The 19596-nt window shown below is 56.0% G+C and carries 19 protein-coding genes; 3 read left to right on the forward strand and 16 right to left on the reverse strand.

Going from position 1 to position 19596, the window contains the following annotated elements:
* Positions 1-29: 29 nt before the first annotated feature.
* Together BLV85_RS06215 and BLV85_RS06220 are read right to left on the reverse strand one after the other, a co-directional pair.
* Entirely contained in the window at positions 30-1166 is a 1137-nt protein-coding gene (locus tag BLV85_RS06215; protein WP_090413356.1) for a hypothetical protein, read from the reverse strand.
* Positions 1159-1710 (reverse strand): hypothetical protein, encoded by a 552-nt coding sequence (locus BLV85_RS06220; RefSeq protein WP_090413359.1) that lies wholly within the window; start codon positions 1708-1710, stop codon positions 1159-1161. Before BLV85_RS06220 ends, BLV85_RS06215 begins: the two co-directional genes overlap by 8 nt.
* Here BLV85_RS06220 and BLV85_RS06225 point away from each other — a divergent pair, their 5' ends adjacent.
* Positions 1711-1911 (forward strand): hypothetical protein, encoded by a 201-nt coding sequence (locus BLV85_RS06225; RefSeq protein ID WP_090413361.1) that lies wholly within the window; start codon positions 1711-1713, stop codon positions 1909-1911. It abuts the gene before it with no gap.
* Positions 1912-1949: 38 nt separating this feature from the next.
* Here BLV85_RS06225 and flgL read toward each other — a convergent pair whose 3' ends face one another.
* The 11 genes from flgL to flgB form a co-directional block, all read right to left on the reverse strand.
* Positions 1950-3167, reverse strand: a complete 1218-nt coding sequence (flgL, locus tag BLV85_RS06230) for a flagellar hook-associated protein FlgL (protein ID WP_090413363.1) — start codon at positions 3165-3167, stop codon at positions 1950-1952.
* Between the two features lie 29 nt (positions 3168-3196).
* Positions 3197-5089 (reverse strand): flagellar hook-associated protein FlgK, encoded by a 1893-nt coding sequence (flgK, locus tag BLV85_RS06235; RefSeq protein WP_090413365.1) that lies wholly within the window; start codon positions 5087-5089, stop codon positions 3197-3199.
* 157 nt (positions 5090-5246) lie between these two features.
* Entirely contained in the window at positions 5247-6263 is a 1017-nt protein-coding gene (flgJ, locus tag BLV85_RS06240) for a flagellar assembly peptidoglycan hydrolase FlgJ (protein ID WP_090413367.1), read from the reverse strand.
* A 12-nt stretch (positions 6264-6275) separates the two neighbouring features.
* Complete coding sequence (locus BLV85_RS06245; protein WP_090413369.1) at positions 6276-7388, reverse strand: flagellar basal body P-ring protein FlgI; 1113 nt, start codon at positions 7386-7388, stop codon at positions 6276-6278.
* Positions 7389-7423: 35 nt separating this feature from the next.
* Positions 7424-8161: a flagellar basal body L-ring protein FlgH gene (locus tag BLV85_RS06250; RefSeq protein WP_425433786.1), complete on the reverse strand. Its 738-nt coding sequence runs from the start codon at positions 8159-8161 to the stop codon at positions 7424-7426.
* A 58-nt stretch (positions 8162-8219) separates the two neighbouring features.
* Positions 8220-9002: a flagellar basal-body rod protein FlgG gene (gene flgG, locus BLV85_RS06255; protein ID WP_090413371.1), complete on the reverse strand. Its 783-nt coding sequence runs from the start codon at positions 9000-9002 to the stop codon at positions 8220-8222.
* A 65-nt stretch (positions 9003-9067) separates the two neighbouring features.
* Positions 9068-9811 (reverse strand): flagellar basal-body rod protein FlgF, encoded by a 744-nt coding sequence (gene flgF / locus BLV85_RS06260; RefSeq protein ID WP_090413372.1) that lies wholly within the window; start codon positions 9809-9811, stop codon positions 9068-9070.
* Positions 9812-9859: 48 nt separating this feature from the next.
* Positions 9860-11143: a flagellar hook protein FlgE gene (gene flgE, locus BLV85_RS06265; protein WP_090413374.1), complete on the reverse strand. Its 1284-nt coding sequence runs from the start codon at positions 11141-11143 to the stop codon at positions 9860-9862.
* A gap of 15 nt (positions 11144-11158) precedes the next feature.
* The gene (locus tag BLV85_RS06270) at positions 11159-11833 is read right to left on the reverse strand and encodes a flagellar hook assembly protein FlgD (RefSeq protein ID WP_090413376.1); all 675 of its coding nucleotides are present in this window, start codon (positions 11831-11833) and stop codon (positions 11159-11161) included.
* 11 nt (positions 11834-11844) lie between these two features.
* The gene (gene flgC, locus BLV85_RS06275) at positions 11845-12249 is read right to left on the reverse strand and encodes a flagellar basal body rod protein FlgC (protein ID WP_090413377.1); all 405 of its coding nucleotides are present in this window, start codon (positions 12247-12249) and stop codon (positions 11845-11847) included.
* 2 nt (positions 12250-12251) lie between these two features.
* Positions 12252-12665, reverse strand: a complete 414-nt coding sequence (gene flgB, locus BLV85_RS06280; RefSeq protein ID WP_090413379.1) for a flagellar basal body rod protein FlgB — start codon at positions 12663-12665, stop codon at positions 12252-12254.
* A gap of 224 nt (positions 12666-12889) precedes the next feature.
* Between flgB and flgA the strand changes: the two genes are divergently transcribed.
* Together flgA and BLV85_RS06290 are read left to right on the forward strand one after the other, a co-directional pair.
* Positions 12890-13585 carry a flagellar basal body P-ring formation chaperone FlgA gene (gene flgA, locus BLV85_RS06285; protein ID WP_090413394.1) on the forward strand — a complete coding sequence of 232 codons (696 nt, stop codon included), beginning with the start codon at positions 12890-12892 and terminating at the stop codon, positions 13583-13585.
* A gap of 121 nt (positions 13586-13706) precedes the next feature.
* Positions 13707-14414, forward strand: a complete 708-nt coding sequence (locus BLV85_RS06290) for a hypothetical protein (RefSeq protein ID WP_090413381.1) — start codon at positions 13707-13709, stop codon at positions 14412-14414.
* A 93-nt stretch (positions 14415-14507) separates the two neighbouring features.
* Here the strand turns inward: BLV85_RS06290 and BLV85_RS06295 are convergent, their stop codons facing one another.
* From BLV85_RS06295 to BLV85_RS06305, 3 genes are all read right to left on the reverse strand, one after another.
* Positions 14508-16865: a PhoX family protein gene (locus BLV85_RS06295; protein WP_090413382.1), complete on the reverse strand. Its 2358-nt coding sequence runs from the start codon at positions 16863-16865 to the stop codon at positions 14508-14510.
* Positions 16866-16975: 110 nt separating this feature from the next.
* A complete protein-coding gene (locus BLV85_RS06300; protein WP_090413384.1) occupies positions 16976-17920 on the reverse strand; it encodes an alpha-L-glutamate ligase-like protein in 945 nt (314 codons plus the stop codon).
* A gap of 1 nt (position 17921) precedes the next feature.
* On the reverse strand, positions 17922-19457 hold the full coding sequence (locus BLV85_RS06305; protein WP_090413385.1) for an inactive transglutaminase family protein: 1536 nt from the start codon (positions 19455-19457) through the stop codon (positions 17922-17924).
* Positions 19458-19596: the final 139 nt, after the last annotated feature.

Here is a 19596-nt window from a genome sequence, read left to right on the forward strand (position 1 = left end):
TGAAACCGAAAGCGTATCACGCCATAGCATCAGACATACGCCAACCCCGTCTGCGACAATCCCACCAGATCGATGTTGGTCTCGTTGAGTGCCGTGGCCGCAGCCATGACGCCGAGTGATGCGACGCTATGCTCACCGGCTTCCAGCAAGCCCACATAGTGCGCCTGCTCCGTCGCGGCAGGCGCCACGCCGACCACATTCTGGTAGAGCAAGTCGACCACGGCCGTATGACTGGCCGCCTCCGCGCCAAGTGCGGCATTGATCGCCAGTTGCATCAGCGCCTCATAGTGCATGCCGTTATCCAGCAGGCCCAGCCCGATGCCGACCAGCGCCTGGTCCGATACGGCCTCCTGACCGAATACCGCACCGGCTATCCTGGCTGTGATGCCGGCATAACCATCCAGATCCAGCGCCAATGACAAATCGGAAAACTGGATGCGTTCGATATCGATCAGTATATCCGTGCTGATAGGGCCGCTCTGTTTGTGCGTGACGGTCCAGGCGCCATCAAAACGGCTGTCGATGTCGTAATCCGCAACAGGATCGCTGTACAGAGCGGTGTCAATGCCGCCCTTGCCGTTCAGAACGGCGTTTCCGCCGTAGCTGCTCAGGACGTCTCGCCCCGGCCCGCCCTCGATCACGACGAATTGACCACGATTGACAGAGAAAGGGGTTTCATAGCCCTCGAAATGGGTCATGTAATCATAGGCAGTGGTGCCGAACCCGTCTCCCGGGCTGGTGACCGCACCTGATTGCAGGAATGACCGCAGCCCACCGGTGCCCAGCAGGTGCGAGGCCGCCAGCATGCCGGAAATCGTGATCGGCACACCGTTGAGAATCTGGCCGTCATACTTGGCAAGGTCATTGAGCTCTATCCTTCTCCATAAAACCTCATGCCATTCCCGAACGATGAGCTCCTGTACCGGCCCGTTGTTGAGATAATCCTGCTTGCTGTGGATACCGTTCTTACCCGACCAGTTGCCGACCCAGTCATTTAGGAACAGATCGGGATCGCTGTTATCCATGGCATAGTAGCCCAGGTCATGCAGCGCTGCTTCCCCGAACTGATACTTGCCGATGAAACCGAACGGATTCTCGATGGCATATCTACTGGATGATTCCCTGAAGCCGAGCGCGTCAAAATAATTTTGGTAGGTTCTAGTCACAATGGTCCTCCGGTGATGGCAACCGCAGCATCTCGCCGGTCTGCGTTAAATCACCCCCCTGCCATCGGTATAGGGTGTAATGCTCGGCCCTGATCAGGCTGATACCGTCCATCAGCCTGATGGCGAGATGACGATAGCCATCAGACTGATGGTTCAGTAGCAGGATATCGTCGGAGCTGCTGTGCACGGTTTGATACTCGAGTTTATGCTTGCTCGGATTGAACGCAAAAATAATCAGATGACAACCGCCCCGTCCGCACATGCCCCGGCCGGACAGATAAAGCAAAAGCTCTTTCCAGCCATCGCCATTCAGATCGTACCGGGCAATGCTGGCCTCGGGCGGTTCCGATGCAAATTTTTCATTGGCCTCGCGCCAGCTCGAGGCAATGATTGCTGGCACACTCCGGTCATTCAGCAAGGTGCTGGCCAGCGAGTGACTCGCTTTCTCGAATCTCAATTTGACCGGACAAATGACTTCCGCAAACACCATGGCAGCCTGGGTGGCGATGACAAGCAAAAGACAGAGGGTTGATATTTTGAACATATGCGTCGATCCCGGTTGCTGGACAGGCAGGGCGCCTCAGAAACCGCCAGCGGCAAAGTGGCATGTGCGGATCCATTGTACTCAAATGGAATCGTGCAGGAAACCCATCCTGGATGCTGCGGCATGGTGCATGAATGCACCCTTGGTAACCTGCCCTGCCAATCATTACCGGGTGCGCTTGCGCACCGCGATGCCATGTAAGCCTAGGAGGCTATCCGAGACACACCCTGGCATTAGAATTAGATCACGTTAAACAACGACAGATTGGCGATGCGGGCAAAGGATTGCTGGGCAGCTTCCAGTTGAGTCTGCCGGCGCATCAGGTCGGAGATGGCCTGGGCATAATCGAGATCCTCCAATTGCGAGAGCGACTGCTGGTACTGGAGCGTGACAGCCGAACCGGTCTGTTGAAGGGCGTCGATCTCCTGCAGACGAGTGCCAGCGGCGGCGCGCGCACTCAGGACATTATCGAGCGCATGCCCCAGGTTTTGCATGGTATTTTGCAATACATTGCTCAGCCGCGCGTTTCCGGGGCCACTGGCCGGTATTTCCAGGACGTTGATAAAATTTTGCATGGTTTGGAACAAGCTTTCGTGGCCGCTTGGTTTGACATGAAACTTATCACCAGCGGCTGGCATGCCCCGGATCTCGAATTGCAGGCCGTCGAAAGCAATGACATCGCCGCTGGTGAAAGGAATGTCAATGAAAACAGGTGCGCCAACAGGTGCGCCAGTTGTTTCATTGGTAATCGTGTAACTTGTTACTCCCCCGATATCACTGAAATCAATCCGGTATTCATCCCCCGTCAAGCCAGCCGGCGAAGTAACTGCGCCCGGGCTGATCACGCCACTGCCGCTGTTGCCTGCATCAGCGGCAGTAACGAATACGCCATTACCGTTACGGATACGTTCGAACACCGCCTGCCCGGTTTCGCCGACGGCCATCTGGCGCGAGCTGCTCACCTGCACCAGGCGCTGGCCCTGATCGCCCACATACTGCACGCCTGCTGCTGTTTGCACAAACGGCTGGTTTTTGCTCTGGAAACCAGCAAACAGAAAATTGGCTTCGCTGTCGGCGCTATTGGCCAGTCCCAGCAATTCCTCGAAACGGCCGCGCAGTTCGGTCGCGATGCTGGCCCGGTCGCTGTCGGACAGCGCTGCATTGCCTGCAGTAACGGCCAGGGACTGCACATGCTGAATCAGATCGGTAACCCCTGCCAGCGTATGGTCCAGCAACTTGAGGCTGTCCGCTGCCTGGCCACGATTGCCGGCATACTGGGTATTGATCGAGATCGCCTGCGACAATTCATGTGCGCGGGCGGAGCCGATCGGGTCATCTGCCGGCGTCAGGATGCGTTTGCCGGTCGAAATTTGCTGTTGAGTTTTGAACAGCGCATGCTGTTGCTGCAACATGGATTTGACACCTTGGTCGTAAAGTGTGTTCGTGCTCACGCGCATGATGGATTCCTCGTATCACTAATGATGGATCAAATTCTGAGCAATGTATCAAACAGCGAGTTGCTGATTTCGATGACCTTGCTGGCTGCCTGGAATGCCTGTTGGTAGCGCAACAGGTTGGCGGCTTCCTCTTCCAGATTGACGCCCGACAGCGACTGTATCGACTGATCGACCTGGGCGAGCATGTTGGTCTGCGCCCGGTTCATCACTTCCAGTTCGCGCGTCTTGCTGCCGACCTGGCTGACCAGGCTGGCATAAGTGGATTGAAACGAAGCGGTTTCGTTCAGCAGGCTGTTTTGTGTCTGCAACCCAGCCATCAGCAACGCATTGCGGTTATCCGCGACACCATTGGTATTGGCACGGATAACAAAAGTATCCCCGGCCGCCGGCTTGCCGTCGATTTGTATGCTCCAGCCGTTGAAGCTGATGTCTTCGCCGGATTTGTAAGTCTGGTCGTCGGTCGGCAAGCCGTCTCCGGTCACCTTGAATAGATTGGATGATTGAAAGGTGATGGTGACGGTTTTCTGCAAATTGGTATCAAGCGGCGAGTTGACCCGGCCAGCACTGATAGTGGCTGTACCAGTGTTGGCGATATCTGCCTCGGTCCGGATTGGCGCTGCGGCAGCAATCCGGGCCGGATCCTGGATAGCGATACCGATCCCCTGGGCGGCCTGGCGGGTCGGCTGGATGAGAAAATGTTCGCCCGACTGGATGGTTGCATCAGTGATGCTCAGGCCGTCCAGTGTCAGAGGTGTGGCATCCGGAGCGACTGGCGTACTGACCGAGAAATTATCCGACAGGCGGGTCAGGGTATAGTTGGTGCCATCGTATTCGAAGCGATAATCGCTGGCGGTCAAGGCGCCAACATCGCTGACAGCAACCGTCACGCTGGAAGCCGAGTCATTGCCGCTGGCTGCTTGCACGCCGGGTTCAGGAATATGAAAGAAATCGCCGCCCAGCAAACCATGCAAATCCTGCCCCAGCCGATGCTGATCATTGAAGGTCTGCGCCAATCCCAGGGCGATCAGGCCCAGGGTATTCTGGGTGCTGTCGAGCGTTTCTTCACGGAAGGCGAACAGGCCGCCGAGGCTGCCGCCTTGCAACTGATGCTCGGGCAGCAATATAGTCTTGTTGCCCATATCGAGGGCGACAGTCAGACGCTGTGCATCGTCCGGCGCAACCACGGTTTTGAGAGTCATGGTCCGGTCACCCACCACCAGCGCCTGGCCGCTGCCTACGAAGACATTGTAATGCCCGTTGTCCTGCCGGACGACATCCACCTTGATGAACTGGCTGAGTTCACGCAGCAGGAGATCGCGCTGATCGCGCAGGTCATTGGCCGGCTGGCCGCCCGCCACGCCTTCGGCAGTCTGGATATTGATATTCAATTTGGCAATCTGCGTGGCGAGCACGTTGATTTCCTCCACGTTGCTGGTCAGCTGCTTGTTCACACCATCGCGCATCTCCGAGAAATGCTGGTCCATTTCCTGCAGGCGGCCGACCAGGATTTGCGCATGGCTCAGCAACGCTTGGCGCGAAGGGATTGAAGTCGGATTGGTTGCCACGTCCTGGGCCGCGCTGAAGAAATTCTGCATGGCCGGGGACAGGCCAGACGATGTGTCGGCCAGCAAATTATCGATTTGCTTGATTTCGTTGTAATAGCTGCTCAATTGACTGCTTTGCGTCTGCACCTGCAATGCCTGGCTGGTCAGAAACTGGCTGTAAATACGCTGAACGGTTGTCACCTGCACGCCCTGCCCGACGAAACCGCTGCCTCTAGGTAAAGGATTATTGGTGCTTTGCACAATCTGCTGGCGGTTGTAACCAGGGGTATTGGCATTACTGATGTTATGGCTGGCGGTCAGCAATCCGGATTGTGCACTACGCAAGCCGGAGATGCCGATATTCTGAATACTGCTCATTGTTTCACTCCTAGATTAGATGGCGCTTACGCTATTGCTTACGGCAAAAGCCGGACAAAATTAAAGCAATCGGTTGTGTCGCTAACTATGACCCGGTGAGCAAATGCATCCTTGCAGCACCCATTCGATCATCCCAATTTATCCCACAAAGCATTATTTATATGCCTAATGCATCATTTTGAATTATTTTAATTAACTTATCAGCATAATTAGGATCGGTCGCGTAGCCGGCCTGCTGCAATCCCCAGGCAAAGGCGGTTGCGCTGCGGCTTTTCAGCACGCCCGCATAGCGTGGTTGGGTTTGCAGTAAATGCGCATAGTCACGAAAAGCTTCTTCGTAGGAAGTATAGGCACGGAAGGCTTCCTTGATCTTTTGCGGACGGCCATCGATATACTCGGTCGTAACGGTCTCGACAACGCTGCCCTGCCAGTTCTTGCCTGCCTTGACGCCAAACAGATTGAAGCTCGGGCGGCCATCGGCATGCTGGATCTGGTGCTTGCCCCAGCCGGTCTCAAGCGCTGCCTGGGCGATCATGAAGCGTTCGGGAATGCCGGTTTCACGCGCCACCCGGCGTGCATGCGGCAGCATCTCACTGACGAAGGCATGGGGCTGGCTGACAGCCGGGTGGTCATCAGGGGCTTGATTCGAAGGGTTGGAAACAAATGGCTCTGCCAAAGATGCGGGCGATACGGCGGAAAAGGTCGGCCGGGCAATCGATTGCGCGGGATTGCGCCACAACTGGCTCGGCAAATCCTTGAAATGGTCCTGTGCGAGCGTGACCAGCGGCACCGGATCATCCTGCCTGCCGCCAGTGAGCGATGCCAGCAATGACGCCGCGCCGCCTATGGCGGTATCCGGCTGATCTGCCGCGTCCATCACCTGATCGAGCTGCTGCACGATCAGATCCGCCAGGCCGATACCCTGTCCGGCAAGATTCTGGGCCAATTGCTGATCAAGCATTTGGGTATAGAAACGCGACTGCTCGTTATCGAAAAGCCCCTGCTGAGGCGATGCGTCGCGCATGCTTTTGAGCATCATGTTGACAAACAGCGCCTCGAACTGGCGCGCGGCCTGCCGCAGACCGGCCTGCGGATCGTGCCGGGCCTGATTGCGCAGTTTGTCGATATGCTGGCTATCGATCGCCAGTTGACCGGAAAGATCGTATGCATTCATAGGGCTTGCCGATTAAATGATTTCCAGCTCAGCGCGCAGCGAACCAGCCGCCTTGAGTGCCTGCAGGATCGCCAGCAGATCCTGGGGCGTGGCACCGATCGAATTCAGCGCATTCACGACATCGGCCAGCTTGGCTGAACCTGGCAGCAGCATCAGGTTGCCTTCATCCGACCGAATTTCGACTTGCGACTGCGCCGCGACCACCGTCTCGCCACGCTCTGCAAACGGCCCGGGCTGGCTGATGATCGGCTGGGTTGTAATGATGACCGATAGATTGCCATGCGCGACCGCACTGGTCTCAAGCGTGACCGCCTGATTCATCACGACCGAACCCGTCCGCGCGTTGATGATGACTTTGGCCGCACCCTGAGAGGGTGTGATATCCAGGCTTTCGATTTGCGACAGAAAAGCGACACGCTGATCATTGTCCAAGGGCGCCCGGATCTGCACCAAACGCCCATCGATGGCCTGCGCCGTGCCCACCGAAAAGCGGTAATTGATGGTTTCCACAATACGCCGGGCTGTCGTGAAATCCGCATCACGCAGCTCGAGATGAATATATTCCCCTTGCCCGAGCGTAGTCGGAACGGCCCGTTCGACAATCGCACCCGCGCTGATACGGCCAGCACCCAAATGATTGATCTGGATACTGCTGCCGGCCGCCCCCGCGCCCGCCCCACCGATCACCAGGCTGCCCTGAGCGATGGCGTATACCTGGTTATCGATCCCTTTGAGCGGCGTCATCAGCAAGGTACCGCCACGCAGACTTTTGGCGTTGCCCATCGAGGACACCGTGACGTCGATCTGCTGTCCCGGTTTGGCAAATGCCGGCAGGGTGGCGGTGACCATCACCGCTGCCACATTGCGCAACTGCATATTGATACCAGGCGGCAAATTCAGACCCAACTGCCCCAGCATGCTGAGTATGCTCTGGACCGTGAAGGGGGTTTGCTGGGTCATATCGCCGGTGCCATCCAGGCCGACCACCAGGCCGTAGCCGATCAATTGATTGTTGCGTACACCCTGAATACTGGCCAGATCCTTGATGCGCTCGGCCGCAACCGACCCAGGGATGAGCAGGCCAATCAGCAAAGCGACTCGCAATATGGAATGATGTAATCTCATAATGATACGTTTCCCGATATGCCCAGTTAGTAGCTTCAGAAGGGTGAAATCGTCATGAAGAAGCGCGACAGCCAGCCCATGGTTTGCGCTTCATCCAGATAACCGGTTCCGCGATACTCCAAGCGTGCGTCTGCCACCTGAACCGACGAGACGGTGTTGTGCATGATGTTGATCGGATTGATCACCCCGGACAGCCGGATGAATTCATGTCCCTGGTTGATGCCAATCTGCTTCTCGCCGCTGACCAGCAAATTGCCATTGGGCAGGATATCAATGACGGTCACGGTGATCGTGCCAGTGAAATTGTTGTTGCTGGAACTCTCCCCCCTGCCATCGAAATTATTGGCGGAGTTGGCCTCCAGCGAAATATCCTGAAAAATGCTTTTCAGTGGCAGCCCCATGAAGGAGGGAATCGAGAATTCGGTATCGCCCGCGCGCCGGACATTGCTGCCGCTCCGTTTACTCGCGTTGGTGCGCTCGTTGAGCGTCACGATGATGGTATCGCCAATCCAGCGCGAACGCCGGTCCTCGAATAAGGGAATATAGCGTGTGCCGGCCTGCTGATTGAAGGCCGCCTGGAAGATCCCGCCGTTGGTTTCGTTGGCGGTCAAAGGTGGCAGGGTGGGTGGGCGCACCGACATCGGTTGCTGTACCTTGGGCTTGGGGGTGCTGGTGCAACCCGAGAACATGCCGATCACAGCCAGTACTCCCAGCCACACTGCCCAGCATCCATGATTGCGCTCGATAAAATTCATGCGGTTAACAGTGCCCATAACTGCATCCTGAATTGCGAAGTTGCACAAGGGTAAATAGTCAGCGAAACCCGCGTTCTCACAGCTGCGCCAGTCTTTGCAGCATCTGATCGGAAGTCTGGATCGATCTCGAGTTGATTTCGTAGGCGCGCTGGGTCTGGATCATCTCGACCAGCTCTTCCACCACATTGACGTTGGAGGTTTCCACAAACCCCTGGTTGAGCAGCCCCATGCCATTGACGCCCGGAATTTCCGGGTTGGGCACGCCGCTGGTGGCCGTTTCGAGATATAGGTTCTCGCCGAAACGCTGGAGACCGGCCGGGTTGATAAAACGGATCAATTGTAAGTTGCCAACCGGCACTGGGGCGGCCACTCCCGGCATCTGGACCGAGACCACACCATCACGCGCAATGGTGATGTTAGTGGCATCGGGCGGAATGATGATACCCGGCTGCACGATGAAGCCACTGGCGGTCACGAGCTGGCCATCCTGATCCGACTGGAAGGCTCCGTCGCGGGTATAAGCCAAAGTGCCGTCCGGCAGCAGAATCTGAAAAAAGCCTTCTCCCTGGATCGCGACATCGCGCGGATTGCCGGTTTGCTGCAGGTTGCCCTGCAAGGTGATGTTCTCGGTCGCCACCGGCCGCACCCCGGTTCCCATCTGCAATCCGGAGGGCAGGCGGGTGATTTCGGATGACTGCGCACCGGGCTGGCGCAGCGTCTGATAGAGCAAGTCCTCGAAAACCGGCCGCATCCGTTTGAAACCATTGGTGCTGACGTTGGCCAGATTGTTGGCGATCACGTCCATTTTGGTCTGCTGGGCATCCAGACCGGTTTTTGATATCCATAAGGCTCGAACCATGTTGCTATCCTTTGTTCAAGATTGAAAAATTATTTTCGACAAGCGTGCATCCGTCACTGCTGCCCTCAACCCCGCAGCACCATGATTTCACTCGCCTGCTGAGCGTTTTGCTGGGCGCTTTCGAGGATTTTGATTTGCATATCGTACTGCCGCGCGAGTGAAATCATCTTGACCATCTCGCTAATGACATTGACATTGCTGCCTTCGAGCGCGCGATCAACCAACACCACATCCGGGTCGGCCGGTACTTCACCGCCGCCACGCAGACGGAACAAGCCGTCATCGCCCTTGATCAGCTGTGCTGCCGGCGGATTGACCAGCTTGATGCGACCGATGATCGACACGGCCGTGATTTTCGGATCGCTCGGCAATACCGAGACGGTGCCATCCTTGGCGATCGTGACCCGGCTCTCGGGAGGAATGGCGATGGCGCCGGTATCGCCCTTGACCTCGAATCCCTGACGGGTCATGAGCACGCCATTGGCATCCAGTTGCAGGTTGCCGTGGCGCGTATAGGCTTCCTTGCCGTCCTCGAGCTGAACCGCGATCCAGCCCTCGCCCTCGATCGCGACATCGAGCGCCCGTCCCGTTTCATTCACGATGCCCGGCGCGAAATCTGCACCGGTGGTCGCGTCCAGCACGAATGCCCGGGTCGGCAGACCATCACCGAATACCGGCACCGCGCGAAAGGCATCGGTTTGCGAGCGGTAGCCGGTCGTCGAGGCATTCGCCAGATTGTGCGCCACCGTGGCCTGCTGGGTCATGGTATGCAAGGCGCCGGTCATGGCGGTATAGATCAATCGGTCCATATGCGTTCCCTCATCATCAATTGCTTGAAAGCCAGCAGTCTGCGCTCATCAGATATTGACCAGGGTCTGCAGCACCGTGTCCTGTGTCTGGATGGTCTTGGCATTGGCCTGATAGACACGTTGGGCGGTGATGAGACTGACCAGCTCGTTGGTCAGATCGACATTCGATTCCTCGATGGCCGCCGACTGGAGCGCGCCCAATGTACCGCTGAGCGGCACGCCTACCAGCGGCAGACCCGATTCACCGGTCTCCACCCACTGGTTGCGCCCGAGTGGACGCAAGCCATTGGGGTTGGCGAAGTTGGCCAGCACGATCTGGCCCAGCGCCCGGTTGACACCATTGGTGTAGTTGCCCTGTATCACTCCGTCGTCCCCGACACTGAAACCGGCCAGCCGTCCCGAGGTGAAACCGTCCTGGCTCATCCTGTTGACACCGAACTGGCTGCCAAACTGGGTGGAACTAGCCAGGTCAAACGAAAATTCAAGCGGCGAGGTTGCGCCCCAGTCTGCAATACCAAGATTTGCAGCCACCGCTCCAAGATCAATCTCGGCATCAATAGGACCAGCTGGCGCAGTCAATGCGCCATTGGAATCAAATGTCAATGCAAGGGGGCCAGCACCATTATCTAATGTCACACCGACTGGCTGACCGGCACCATCCACAGCACCATTAACAGTAGCAAATACACCCCACTGAGCTGGAGCGGTTTTCTGAAAATAAAGCGTCAATGTATGAGAGTTACCCAGGCTGTCGTAAATCGCGCCCGAGGTTGAGTTGGCATAGGTCGCCGGATTGGTGGCATCAAATGCTGGCAAAGGTGCCGGGACATCCGTGCGTGAATCGAGGTTGATACCGAGCCCAAAGTTCTGGGTTGCCTGGGGCGTTAATTCGGCGGTGGAAAGCTGCAGATTGGCCGGGGCAGTGGTGATGATTTGGCCGTTCGCATTGGCGGGATAGCCGGTGACATTGATGTTGTCCGCATTCACCAGAAAACCATCCTTGTCGAGCTGAAACTGACCGTTGCGCGTGTAGCTGATGGCACCGTTGTCGTTCATGCGAAAAAAACCCTTGCCCGCTATCGCAATGTCCAGGGGATTGTTGGACATGGTGATATTGCCCTGTGAAAATTCCTGGGCGATTGTCGACACCCGGGTGCCGATGCCGACATGATTGCTGCCAGAAGCGCCGCCGAGCGAGTTGGCGAACACGTCGCTGAACTGCGCCTGCGACTGCTTGAAGCCGACCACATTGACATTGGCGATATTGTTGCCGACCACCTCCAGTTTAGTCGAGGCGGCTTTCAATCCACTCAATCCATGTTGAAATCCCATCGTTTATCTCCTGTCTCAGAATATTTTTTTGATGTCTGTCATGCCGGCATAGCCGAGCTCACCGACCCCCAGAGCCACGCCATTGGCACCGAGCGAGGCGTTCTCGACCGTACCGAATGCCAAGGCCGAGGCGGCCACTTCCTGGTCGCCACGCAGCGCTTTCACGGCGAAGCTGTAACGCCCCGGGGCAGCCTCGGCACCGCTGTTGGCGACGCCGTTCCAGACGAAGGTGCTGACGCCCGCGGCCTGCGGCCCGAGATCGATGTCGCGCACCGCGATACCGGCACTGTCCTTGATAGTGACGACCAGTTTGTCGACCGGCTCACTCAGTTCAAATCCACCCACCCCGGCGTGGTTCTCCAGCGCCATCGAGGTGCCCGGCACCAGCACACTACGGCCGATCATGGTCGCCGCCTCAAGCGAACGCTTGGCATCGGAATTGGCCACCAGTTGTTCCAGCGTGCCATTCAGCTTCTCGATGCCGTTGACGGTACTGATCTGGGCCAGCTGGCTGGTCACCTCGGCATTGTCCATCGGACTGAGTGGATCCTGGTTCTGCATTTGCGTGACCAGCAGCTTGAGAAACCGCTCCTGGGGATCTTCCTCGCTTTTGCGCGCGCTCTGGATGCTGCCGCCATGCGAGGCCAGCAGCTGGGAAATACTGGAATTTGCTTGATCTACCTGGGCCATGCCTGACTCCCTTATTGACCGATTGAAAGTGATTTCTGCAACAATGTCTTGGTCGTATTCATCATGTCGACGCTGTTCTGGTAGGAACGCGAAGCCGACATCATGTTGACCATTTCATCCACCACATTGACGTTGGGGGTGGTGACATAGCCATTGTCATCCGCCATGGGATGCTTGGGGTTATAGGCCACCTTCATCGGTGACGGATCATGGACCACGCCGGCGACCTTGACGCCCTTGGCCAGTTTGGCCGAAGTATTAAGGGTGCTGAATACTACCTGCCGGGCGCGATAGGGTTCCCCTGATGAATTGGTCACGCTGTCCGCGTTGGCCAGATTGCTGGCCACCACGTTGAGCCGTTGCGACTGGGCGGCCATGGCCGAGCCCGAAATATCGAAGACACTGAATAGCGACATGATTAAACGTTTCCTTCTCTGATGGCGGATAACAAGACCCGGATCTGATTATTGATAAAAGTCAGCCCGGCGTCGTACTGGATGGAATTGTCGGCGAACTGCATCCGCTCGGTATCCATATCGACGGTATTGCCATCGATACTGGGCTGCTGCGGCACGCGATACTGCGCCTGGGCAGTACCGATCGATCGGTAGCCGACGGGATTGATATGCCGTGGGGATGTGGTCGTCAAGCCTTGCTGCGCAGGATTCGACGAAAGCACATGCTGCAAGGCTTGCGCAAATTTGACATCCCGCGCCTTGAAACCGGGCGTATCGGCATTGGCGATATTGCCGGCCAGCAGTTCCTGCCTGGCTGCCCGCACATTGAGGGCCTTGTGATGAAAATTCAGGGTATTGTCTAGCTTGTTGATCATGAATGACTCCTACGAGATCGTCACTCTTATCTCAAGCATGAACCATGCCAGAATTTATTGACGATAATATATGCTCAATTGCCGGAACAAACCCGGTAACCTGTTTCAGTTCCGGCTTTAACTTACCGGCCACGGCACTACCATGCAGGGCAGGCGGCAAAAATTGCCGCTACCGGCAAAAATTACCCTGCGCCCGGGGCAACAACCTGGATGCTCAACCCAATATGATTAAAACTTCCCCCCTGCTATGGGGTCTTTTCTGTTTATTGATGCCCGTGCTGGCGAATGCCAGCGATCATTCGCCAGTCAGTGCGATTCTCGAGGCGGTGGAAGCTTTTGTCCATGAGCAGGGGCGTGATCTACCCGGCAGGGTGAGCATCAAGTCCAGCAGGCTTGATTCGCGGCGCACCCACCAATCTTGCCAACAGCTAGAAGCCTTCCTACCAGTCGGCGGACGAGTCTGGGGAAGATTTTCGGTCGGGATACGTTGTTTGGATGCGTCCAGCTGGACGCTTTATGTTCCGGTCGAGATCGAGGTTATTGCCCCCATCGCGCATGCAGCCCGGCCGATACGCAAGGGCAAGCTTGTGCATAGCGACGACATAAGCATGCATGAAACCGATCTGGTGCGCTTGCCGCAAGATATACTCAATGATGCCGAGCAAGCGGTAGGGAAAATGGCAACCAGTTCGATCGCTGCCGGTCAGCCCCTGCGCCAGCGGCATCTGCGCGCCCCGCATGTCATTACGCGTGGACAGAAAGTCCAACTGACCGTAACCGGGCCGGGATTCACGGTCAGCACCGAAGGCGATGCGCTGACCTCGGCCGCGAGCGGAGAAATGGTACAAGTACGCAATTCAGCCGGCCGGATCATCAGCGGGATCGCGCGCGCGGATGGCAGCGTCGAAGTCAGGCCATAGCAAAAATGGCGTATGCTTCCATATATTTTCAGCGGGCACATGCGGCCGGGAGGCTGTCCGAGAATAGCGATCGTAGCGAGGGCGAAGCCCATCTGCAGGCAGCCCGGTCCAAGGCAGTGATATGAATCAAATGCTACACAACATAAAGAAAACGTCGAGTGAGCTGGGTATCAAGGACACGCTACTCTATATTTTCGATCGATTGCTATACAAGATCAGTTTCAAGACACTGATACTGCATAAATATTATATTACCCAACAACCGGTAAGCCAGGATTGCCTGGTTCCAGCCGGTAAAGGCGGGGACATCGAGATTGCCCAGATCGGACCCGATCATCCTCTGCTACAACAAATGGACAGACCTTTTTCCGTATTGCAGAAACGTTTCGCCAATGGCGGTCATTGTTTCTCTGCCCGGAAAGGCGAACAATTTGCAGGTAATCTATGGCTGAATTTCGACAAGTATCAGGAGGATGAGGTCCGCTGCACTTATGTTCTGCAACCCAAGGGACAGGCAGCCTGGGATTACGATGTATTTGTTTTACCCAAATACCGGTTTTCCTATGTATTCGCCAAATTATGGGATGAAGCCAACAAAGTCATGCGGCAGCGCGGCATTGGACATGTCTACAGCAGGATCAACTACTACAATATTGCTTCATTGCAAGCCCATAAGCGATTGGGCAGCAGAATCATCGGCTCGCTATTCTTCATTAACTTGGGTCGCTTCCAGTGCGCCATCAGCCTGCATTTCAAGCCAACTTTAACCTTCAGCCTGAATCGCGATGTTTTTCCGGAAGTGCATATTGGCGCCACCGAAGAGCACTAGCCCAACTACCAAGACAACGACATAAACAAACAGGATCAAGCGATTAAAAAACCGCTTGATCCTGCGATCATACCGGAGACCTGAATTCTCCCGCTACAACCCGACTACTCCGCCATCTTCGCGCGTAACGACAAGGGTCGCTGAACGGGGACGCGGGCCGTTGGGATCGGCCACGACCATTGCCTGGTTCGGATGTCTGTAGACAGCACCGCTGTCCGGCCAGTTGCTGGTGAACTGACCCGGCAACGAGCGGTCGCCAGGATGCTGTAAATTGACGAACAGGGTTTTGCCATCCGGCGTTGACACCACACCCGTCGTTTCCTGATCGACAGGGCCGGCCAGGAAGCGCTTGATTTCACCGGTTACCGGATTGGCCGCCAGCATGGCATTGGCGCCGAATGGACCTTGGGCTTGCTGGGAACCGCTCATGTCAGTCTGGATCCAGAGTATGCCATTCTGATCGATCCACAGGCCATCGGGGCTGGCAAAAATATTGTCCTGGGTCAGACCCGGGCCGCCCTGCCCTGGCAGAATCTGGCCATCAAACTCGGGCCCAGCCAGCACGAACAAATCCCACTCGAAGCGGGTTGCCCAGGACTGGTTGCCGCGTTCGCGCCAGCGGATGATATGGCCATAAGGATTGGGGCCGCGTGGATTGGCGGCATCGACATTATCGGCAGTGCGGTTGCTGTTGTTGGTCAGTGTCATATAGACTTCCCGCGTTTGCGGGTGCACTGTCCCCCATTCCGGACGGTCCATTTTGGTCGCGCCCACGACATCGGCTGCCAGGCGGGTATTGACCAGCACATCGGCCTGATCCAGGAAATAGATCCCCTTGCTGATGGACATCGCGCGGAAATAGCGGTCATTGATATCCAGCGCCAGCCATTCACCGGTTCCATTGTCATAGAAGCGCGCGACATAGAGCGTGCCCTCGTCCAGGATATCGCGGTTGTCGTGCTGACTGTTGTAGCGCGCCTTGGTCACGAATTTGTAGATATACTCATCCCTGGCATCATCGCCCATGTAAAACACCACCGGCTTGCCCGGTTGGGGTGGAGCCATCCAGCAGCCTTCATGCGCAAAGCGGCCCAGTGCGGTCCGTTTCTTGGGCATGCTGTTGGGATCGAACGGATCGATCTCCACCACCCAGCCCATCGTGTTGGGCTCGTTGCGATAGTCCCGGGTTGCATGGCTGCCTTTGATTGAAGCATCGAAGCGCACATAGGAATCTTCCCCGCTTTGCGCCTTTTCCCAGCTATAGCGGCTACCCGTCGTTCTCACACCATAGCGGCTGAATTCACGCGGCAGCGTCAATTCCAGATCATCCCGAATGCCGGCACGGGCCAATAAAATAGCCATCGTTCCAAGCGATTCGCGTTCCTCATCATTGAAGGTCGAGCCAAGCTGGGTATAAACATGGTTGGTCACCTTCTGATCGTGTATCTCATCGAAGATGCCGATAATGCGATCGGTCTCGGGATAATAACGTGCGTAGTAACGGCCTTGGGTGAAAGAAACCTTGGGCCCAGGGTAACGGCCCGGTTCGTTGGCCTCGAACCAGTTCAACAGCGCATCGGCACGCGCCTGCTTGATCTGGTTGTTGAAATAACCCGCCCAGTTTTCTTCACAGGTCAGATAGGTGTTCCAGGCGGTATAGCCATGCGCGCAGTTGTTGATCGTTCCACGTGCCCGAGTTCCGTCTGGACTGAATCGAGTCTTGACCAGGTCACTGCCACGCACGGGGCCGCTGATTGCCATTTCGGTGCTGGCAGTGATCCGGCGGTTATAAGCGCCTCTGATGACGCACCATTCACCACTCGCCGAACTTCTCTGCACTTCCACCACACTGACGCCATGGGCCGCAATTTCTTTTCTGACTTCATCGGTAGGACGCATCCCGTCCACAAAGCTGGGCCCAGCTGGATGAAATACGCGCTGATCGACATACTCATGATTCACACACAACAAACCATGACCATTGGGATCGTCGTTGAACGGGAAATAATGCATGCCGTCGTGATGTGAACCGACCTGCTGTTCCTGTTCTTCGCCGCTGTTACCATCGATTGAATTGAATTCCGGATAGCCGCCGGTTAGCGGTTCTCCCCAGGGAATCAGCGCCTGCGCCTTGTAGCCTTGCGGAATGACTGCGGTATCCGAGCGAGACACCGGAATTGCCTCGAAATTCAAAACGGGATTCAGGGAAAATGAAGGCTTGGCTGGGACAGGCAAGCCGGTGGTGGATGGAAATTTTTTGGCTTCAGCCTGTTCGACCATGCCAGGCAAACCGAACACGGTCGCCACGGCGGCCCCCAAGCTGCCGGTCAAAACTTCCCGGCGGGACAGTCTTCTTTCAAGAATAGTTGCAAAATGTTCGTTGTCGGAACGATTACTCAACGGCTCATCGCCGTTATCGATTTCAGTTAAGGGATTTTCTTTGTCGTTCATGGTGTTCTCCATTTATCAGTGTTAACCGAGGAGTTGCTACCATAACGAACGAAAGTGAAGCTGCCATGACGGCTACATTTCAGAAAAATGAAGCTTGGCAAGCAGCCAGATCAATTGTCTAGGGATAATTTCTGGCCCAAAGTAGCCCGCTCTGCAGCCGAAGCGGGAATCGTATCCATTTTTTCTATTTGCGCCAGGATATTGCTCAGCCCTCTGCCATTGGCAATCTGGATGGATAGGCCCGGCCGCGCATTCAATTCCAGCACCAGCGGACCCAGATCGCGATCGAGCACCACATCCACTCCCAAATAACCCAGCCCCACCAAATCATGACATTGTGCCGCCAGCGTCAACAGCTTGTGCCAATGAGGAATTTCCAGTCCGCTGATCACCGCGCCGGTATCGGGATGCTGCGTGACCGGACTGTTCTGCCAGACCGCACGGGTCGTGCGGCCGGTCGCCAGATCGATGCCGGCGCCGACCGCACCCTGATGCAAATTGGCCTTGCCGTCCGACATTCGGGTCGGCAAGCGCACCATGCATGCGACGGGCACACCCCTGAATACAATCGTGCGGATATCCGGCACCCCCCGGAAGGACACGGTCTCGAACAATGGATCAAACTTGACCCGGTATTCAATCAAGGCTTGATCAGGTTGACCACCAAGACTGTACAAACCGCTCAGAATATTGGAAATATGGTATCCAATTGCATCCTCGGTCAACAAATCGCCATTGTTCTGCCGGTAACGTTCGTTGAGACGTCCGGTGATCACACAGATACCATTTCCACCCGAACCATGCGCAGGTTTGATGACAAAATCGTGATGATCCTTGACGATATTGGAAAGATTGGCGACATCATGCTGGATCTCGATCACGCCGTACAGCGTCGGCACGGCAATGCCGGATTCGATCGCCAGATACTTGGTGCGCAATTTATCATCCACCAGCGGATAGAGCGAACGTTTGTTATAGCGCAGAATATAGTCGGCGTTACGCTGGTTCATGCCAACGATGCCCAACCGCCTGAGCTTGGACCAGATGCCGAACATGCTATGACGCTTTATTGCTTAGGAATGCGCGGAAGCGCCAGAGCTCGGTCAGCCGGTAGCCCGAATAACGGCCAAGCAGCAATATTACAGCCAAAACGACCAGCAGCAGTTCCGGGAACACGAAAAACATATATTGCAGTTCATCGATATTCATCGCCAGGTAACCAATGATTGCCACCAGCAGGCTGCCCGTCACTTGCTTGAAAGCTTCCATGGGACCGGCCTCTTCCCAGGTCAGAGACATGCGCTCGATGGTCATGGTCATGATCACCATCGGGAACAGAGCCACCGACAGCCCCATCTCGAGTCCAAGCTTATGCATGATGACACTGATGCCCGCCATGAGTAGCACCACCATGGTCAGCACCGCAGCCAGCCGGGGTACTAGCAGCAGTTTCAACTGCTCGACATAGGCACGCAGCGATAACCCCATGCCGACAATCAAACTGAACAAAATAACCCCCCATAGCAGCTCTGTTTCCCGAAAGGCCAGCGCGATCAGTACCGGCATGAATGTACCGAACGTCTTGACGCCGATAAGATTGCGCATGAGCACGACGACCAACGCGCCCAGCGGCACCATCAACAAGATCTTATAAACATTCTGGGTATGTACCGGCAATGAATAGAGCGAGAAATCTATCAAGTGCGAGCCTTGCTCCGCCGCACGGCTCCCGGCAATATCAATGATTTCCCGCAAGGTACTGGCGACTGAATACTGTATGCTGACTTCAGTCGCGCCTTCGGTAGAAAAGTTTTTATCGTCATCGATTTGCCACACTACAAAATTTGGCGGTAATCCTTCCTGGCCATCCCGGATATTGAGCGACCGCCATTGCTCGCCGTCATAGACTTGCAGAAACGACTCCAGATCAGAATAATCCTTGCCGTTCTGCAGCCGCAAGCCACGCACAACCCGCGACGGAATGCGGGCACCGGCCAACAGCCAGCCGACACTTTTGGCGAAATTGCGAGAACGGCCGATATGCTCCAGCAGCAACTTCAACTCAGGTGCGGGCTTCTCTGCGTTCAATTGCTCGATCACACGCCGCGAAAAAGAAACGGTATCGGCCGATTGCTGCCGTGCCTTTTCGAGCAGCCCCTGGATGACAGGCGCCAGATTTTCCGAATAATCAGGCACTTTAGGATAAGCAGGGGGGGCACTCGGTTTGGGGACCATCTCCTCGTCCTCGAACAACACCGCCCGGTAAAACAACAATTGCTTGCCTTGGGCACGCCGTTTTGCCCACAGCGCCACCCGCCCACGCTCATCCTGCTCGGTTGCCAAGCCGTAATTGGCACCCACAAAATCCTCGTCGAGGATGGCATAACCAGGGGGATTGTTCGGCAATGGCAGCGTTACCTTGATGGCAGTGTCAGGCTTGGCCCGGAAACTGATACGCGCCTCGATACTCCAGACTTCGGCCTGCTCGGAGGTCGTCAAGGGCAAGCCAAGCACTTCGACCTTGTAATAGGTCAGCCCCAGTCCTGCCGCGCAGAGAAACAATGTCAGCAACAACAGATGCAGTTGCCTCATTCGGCCGCCCCTTGACTGGCTGCATCACTGTCTTTTATTTTCTTTTTTTGTAACTATTCAGCGAAAAAAATGCAAAAAGTGCTTGACAGGGTTTTTGTGTAAAAAAGCAAGATTACCGATACATTTGGAGTTGCCCGTC

This window comes from Nitrosomonas halophila (genome assembly GCF_900107165.1).
Lineage (GTDB): Bacteria > Pseudomonadota > Gammaproteobacteria > Burkholderiales > Nitrosomonadaceae > Nitrosomonas > Nitrosomonas halophila.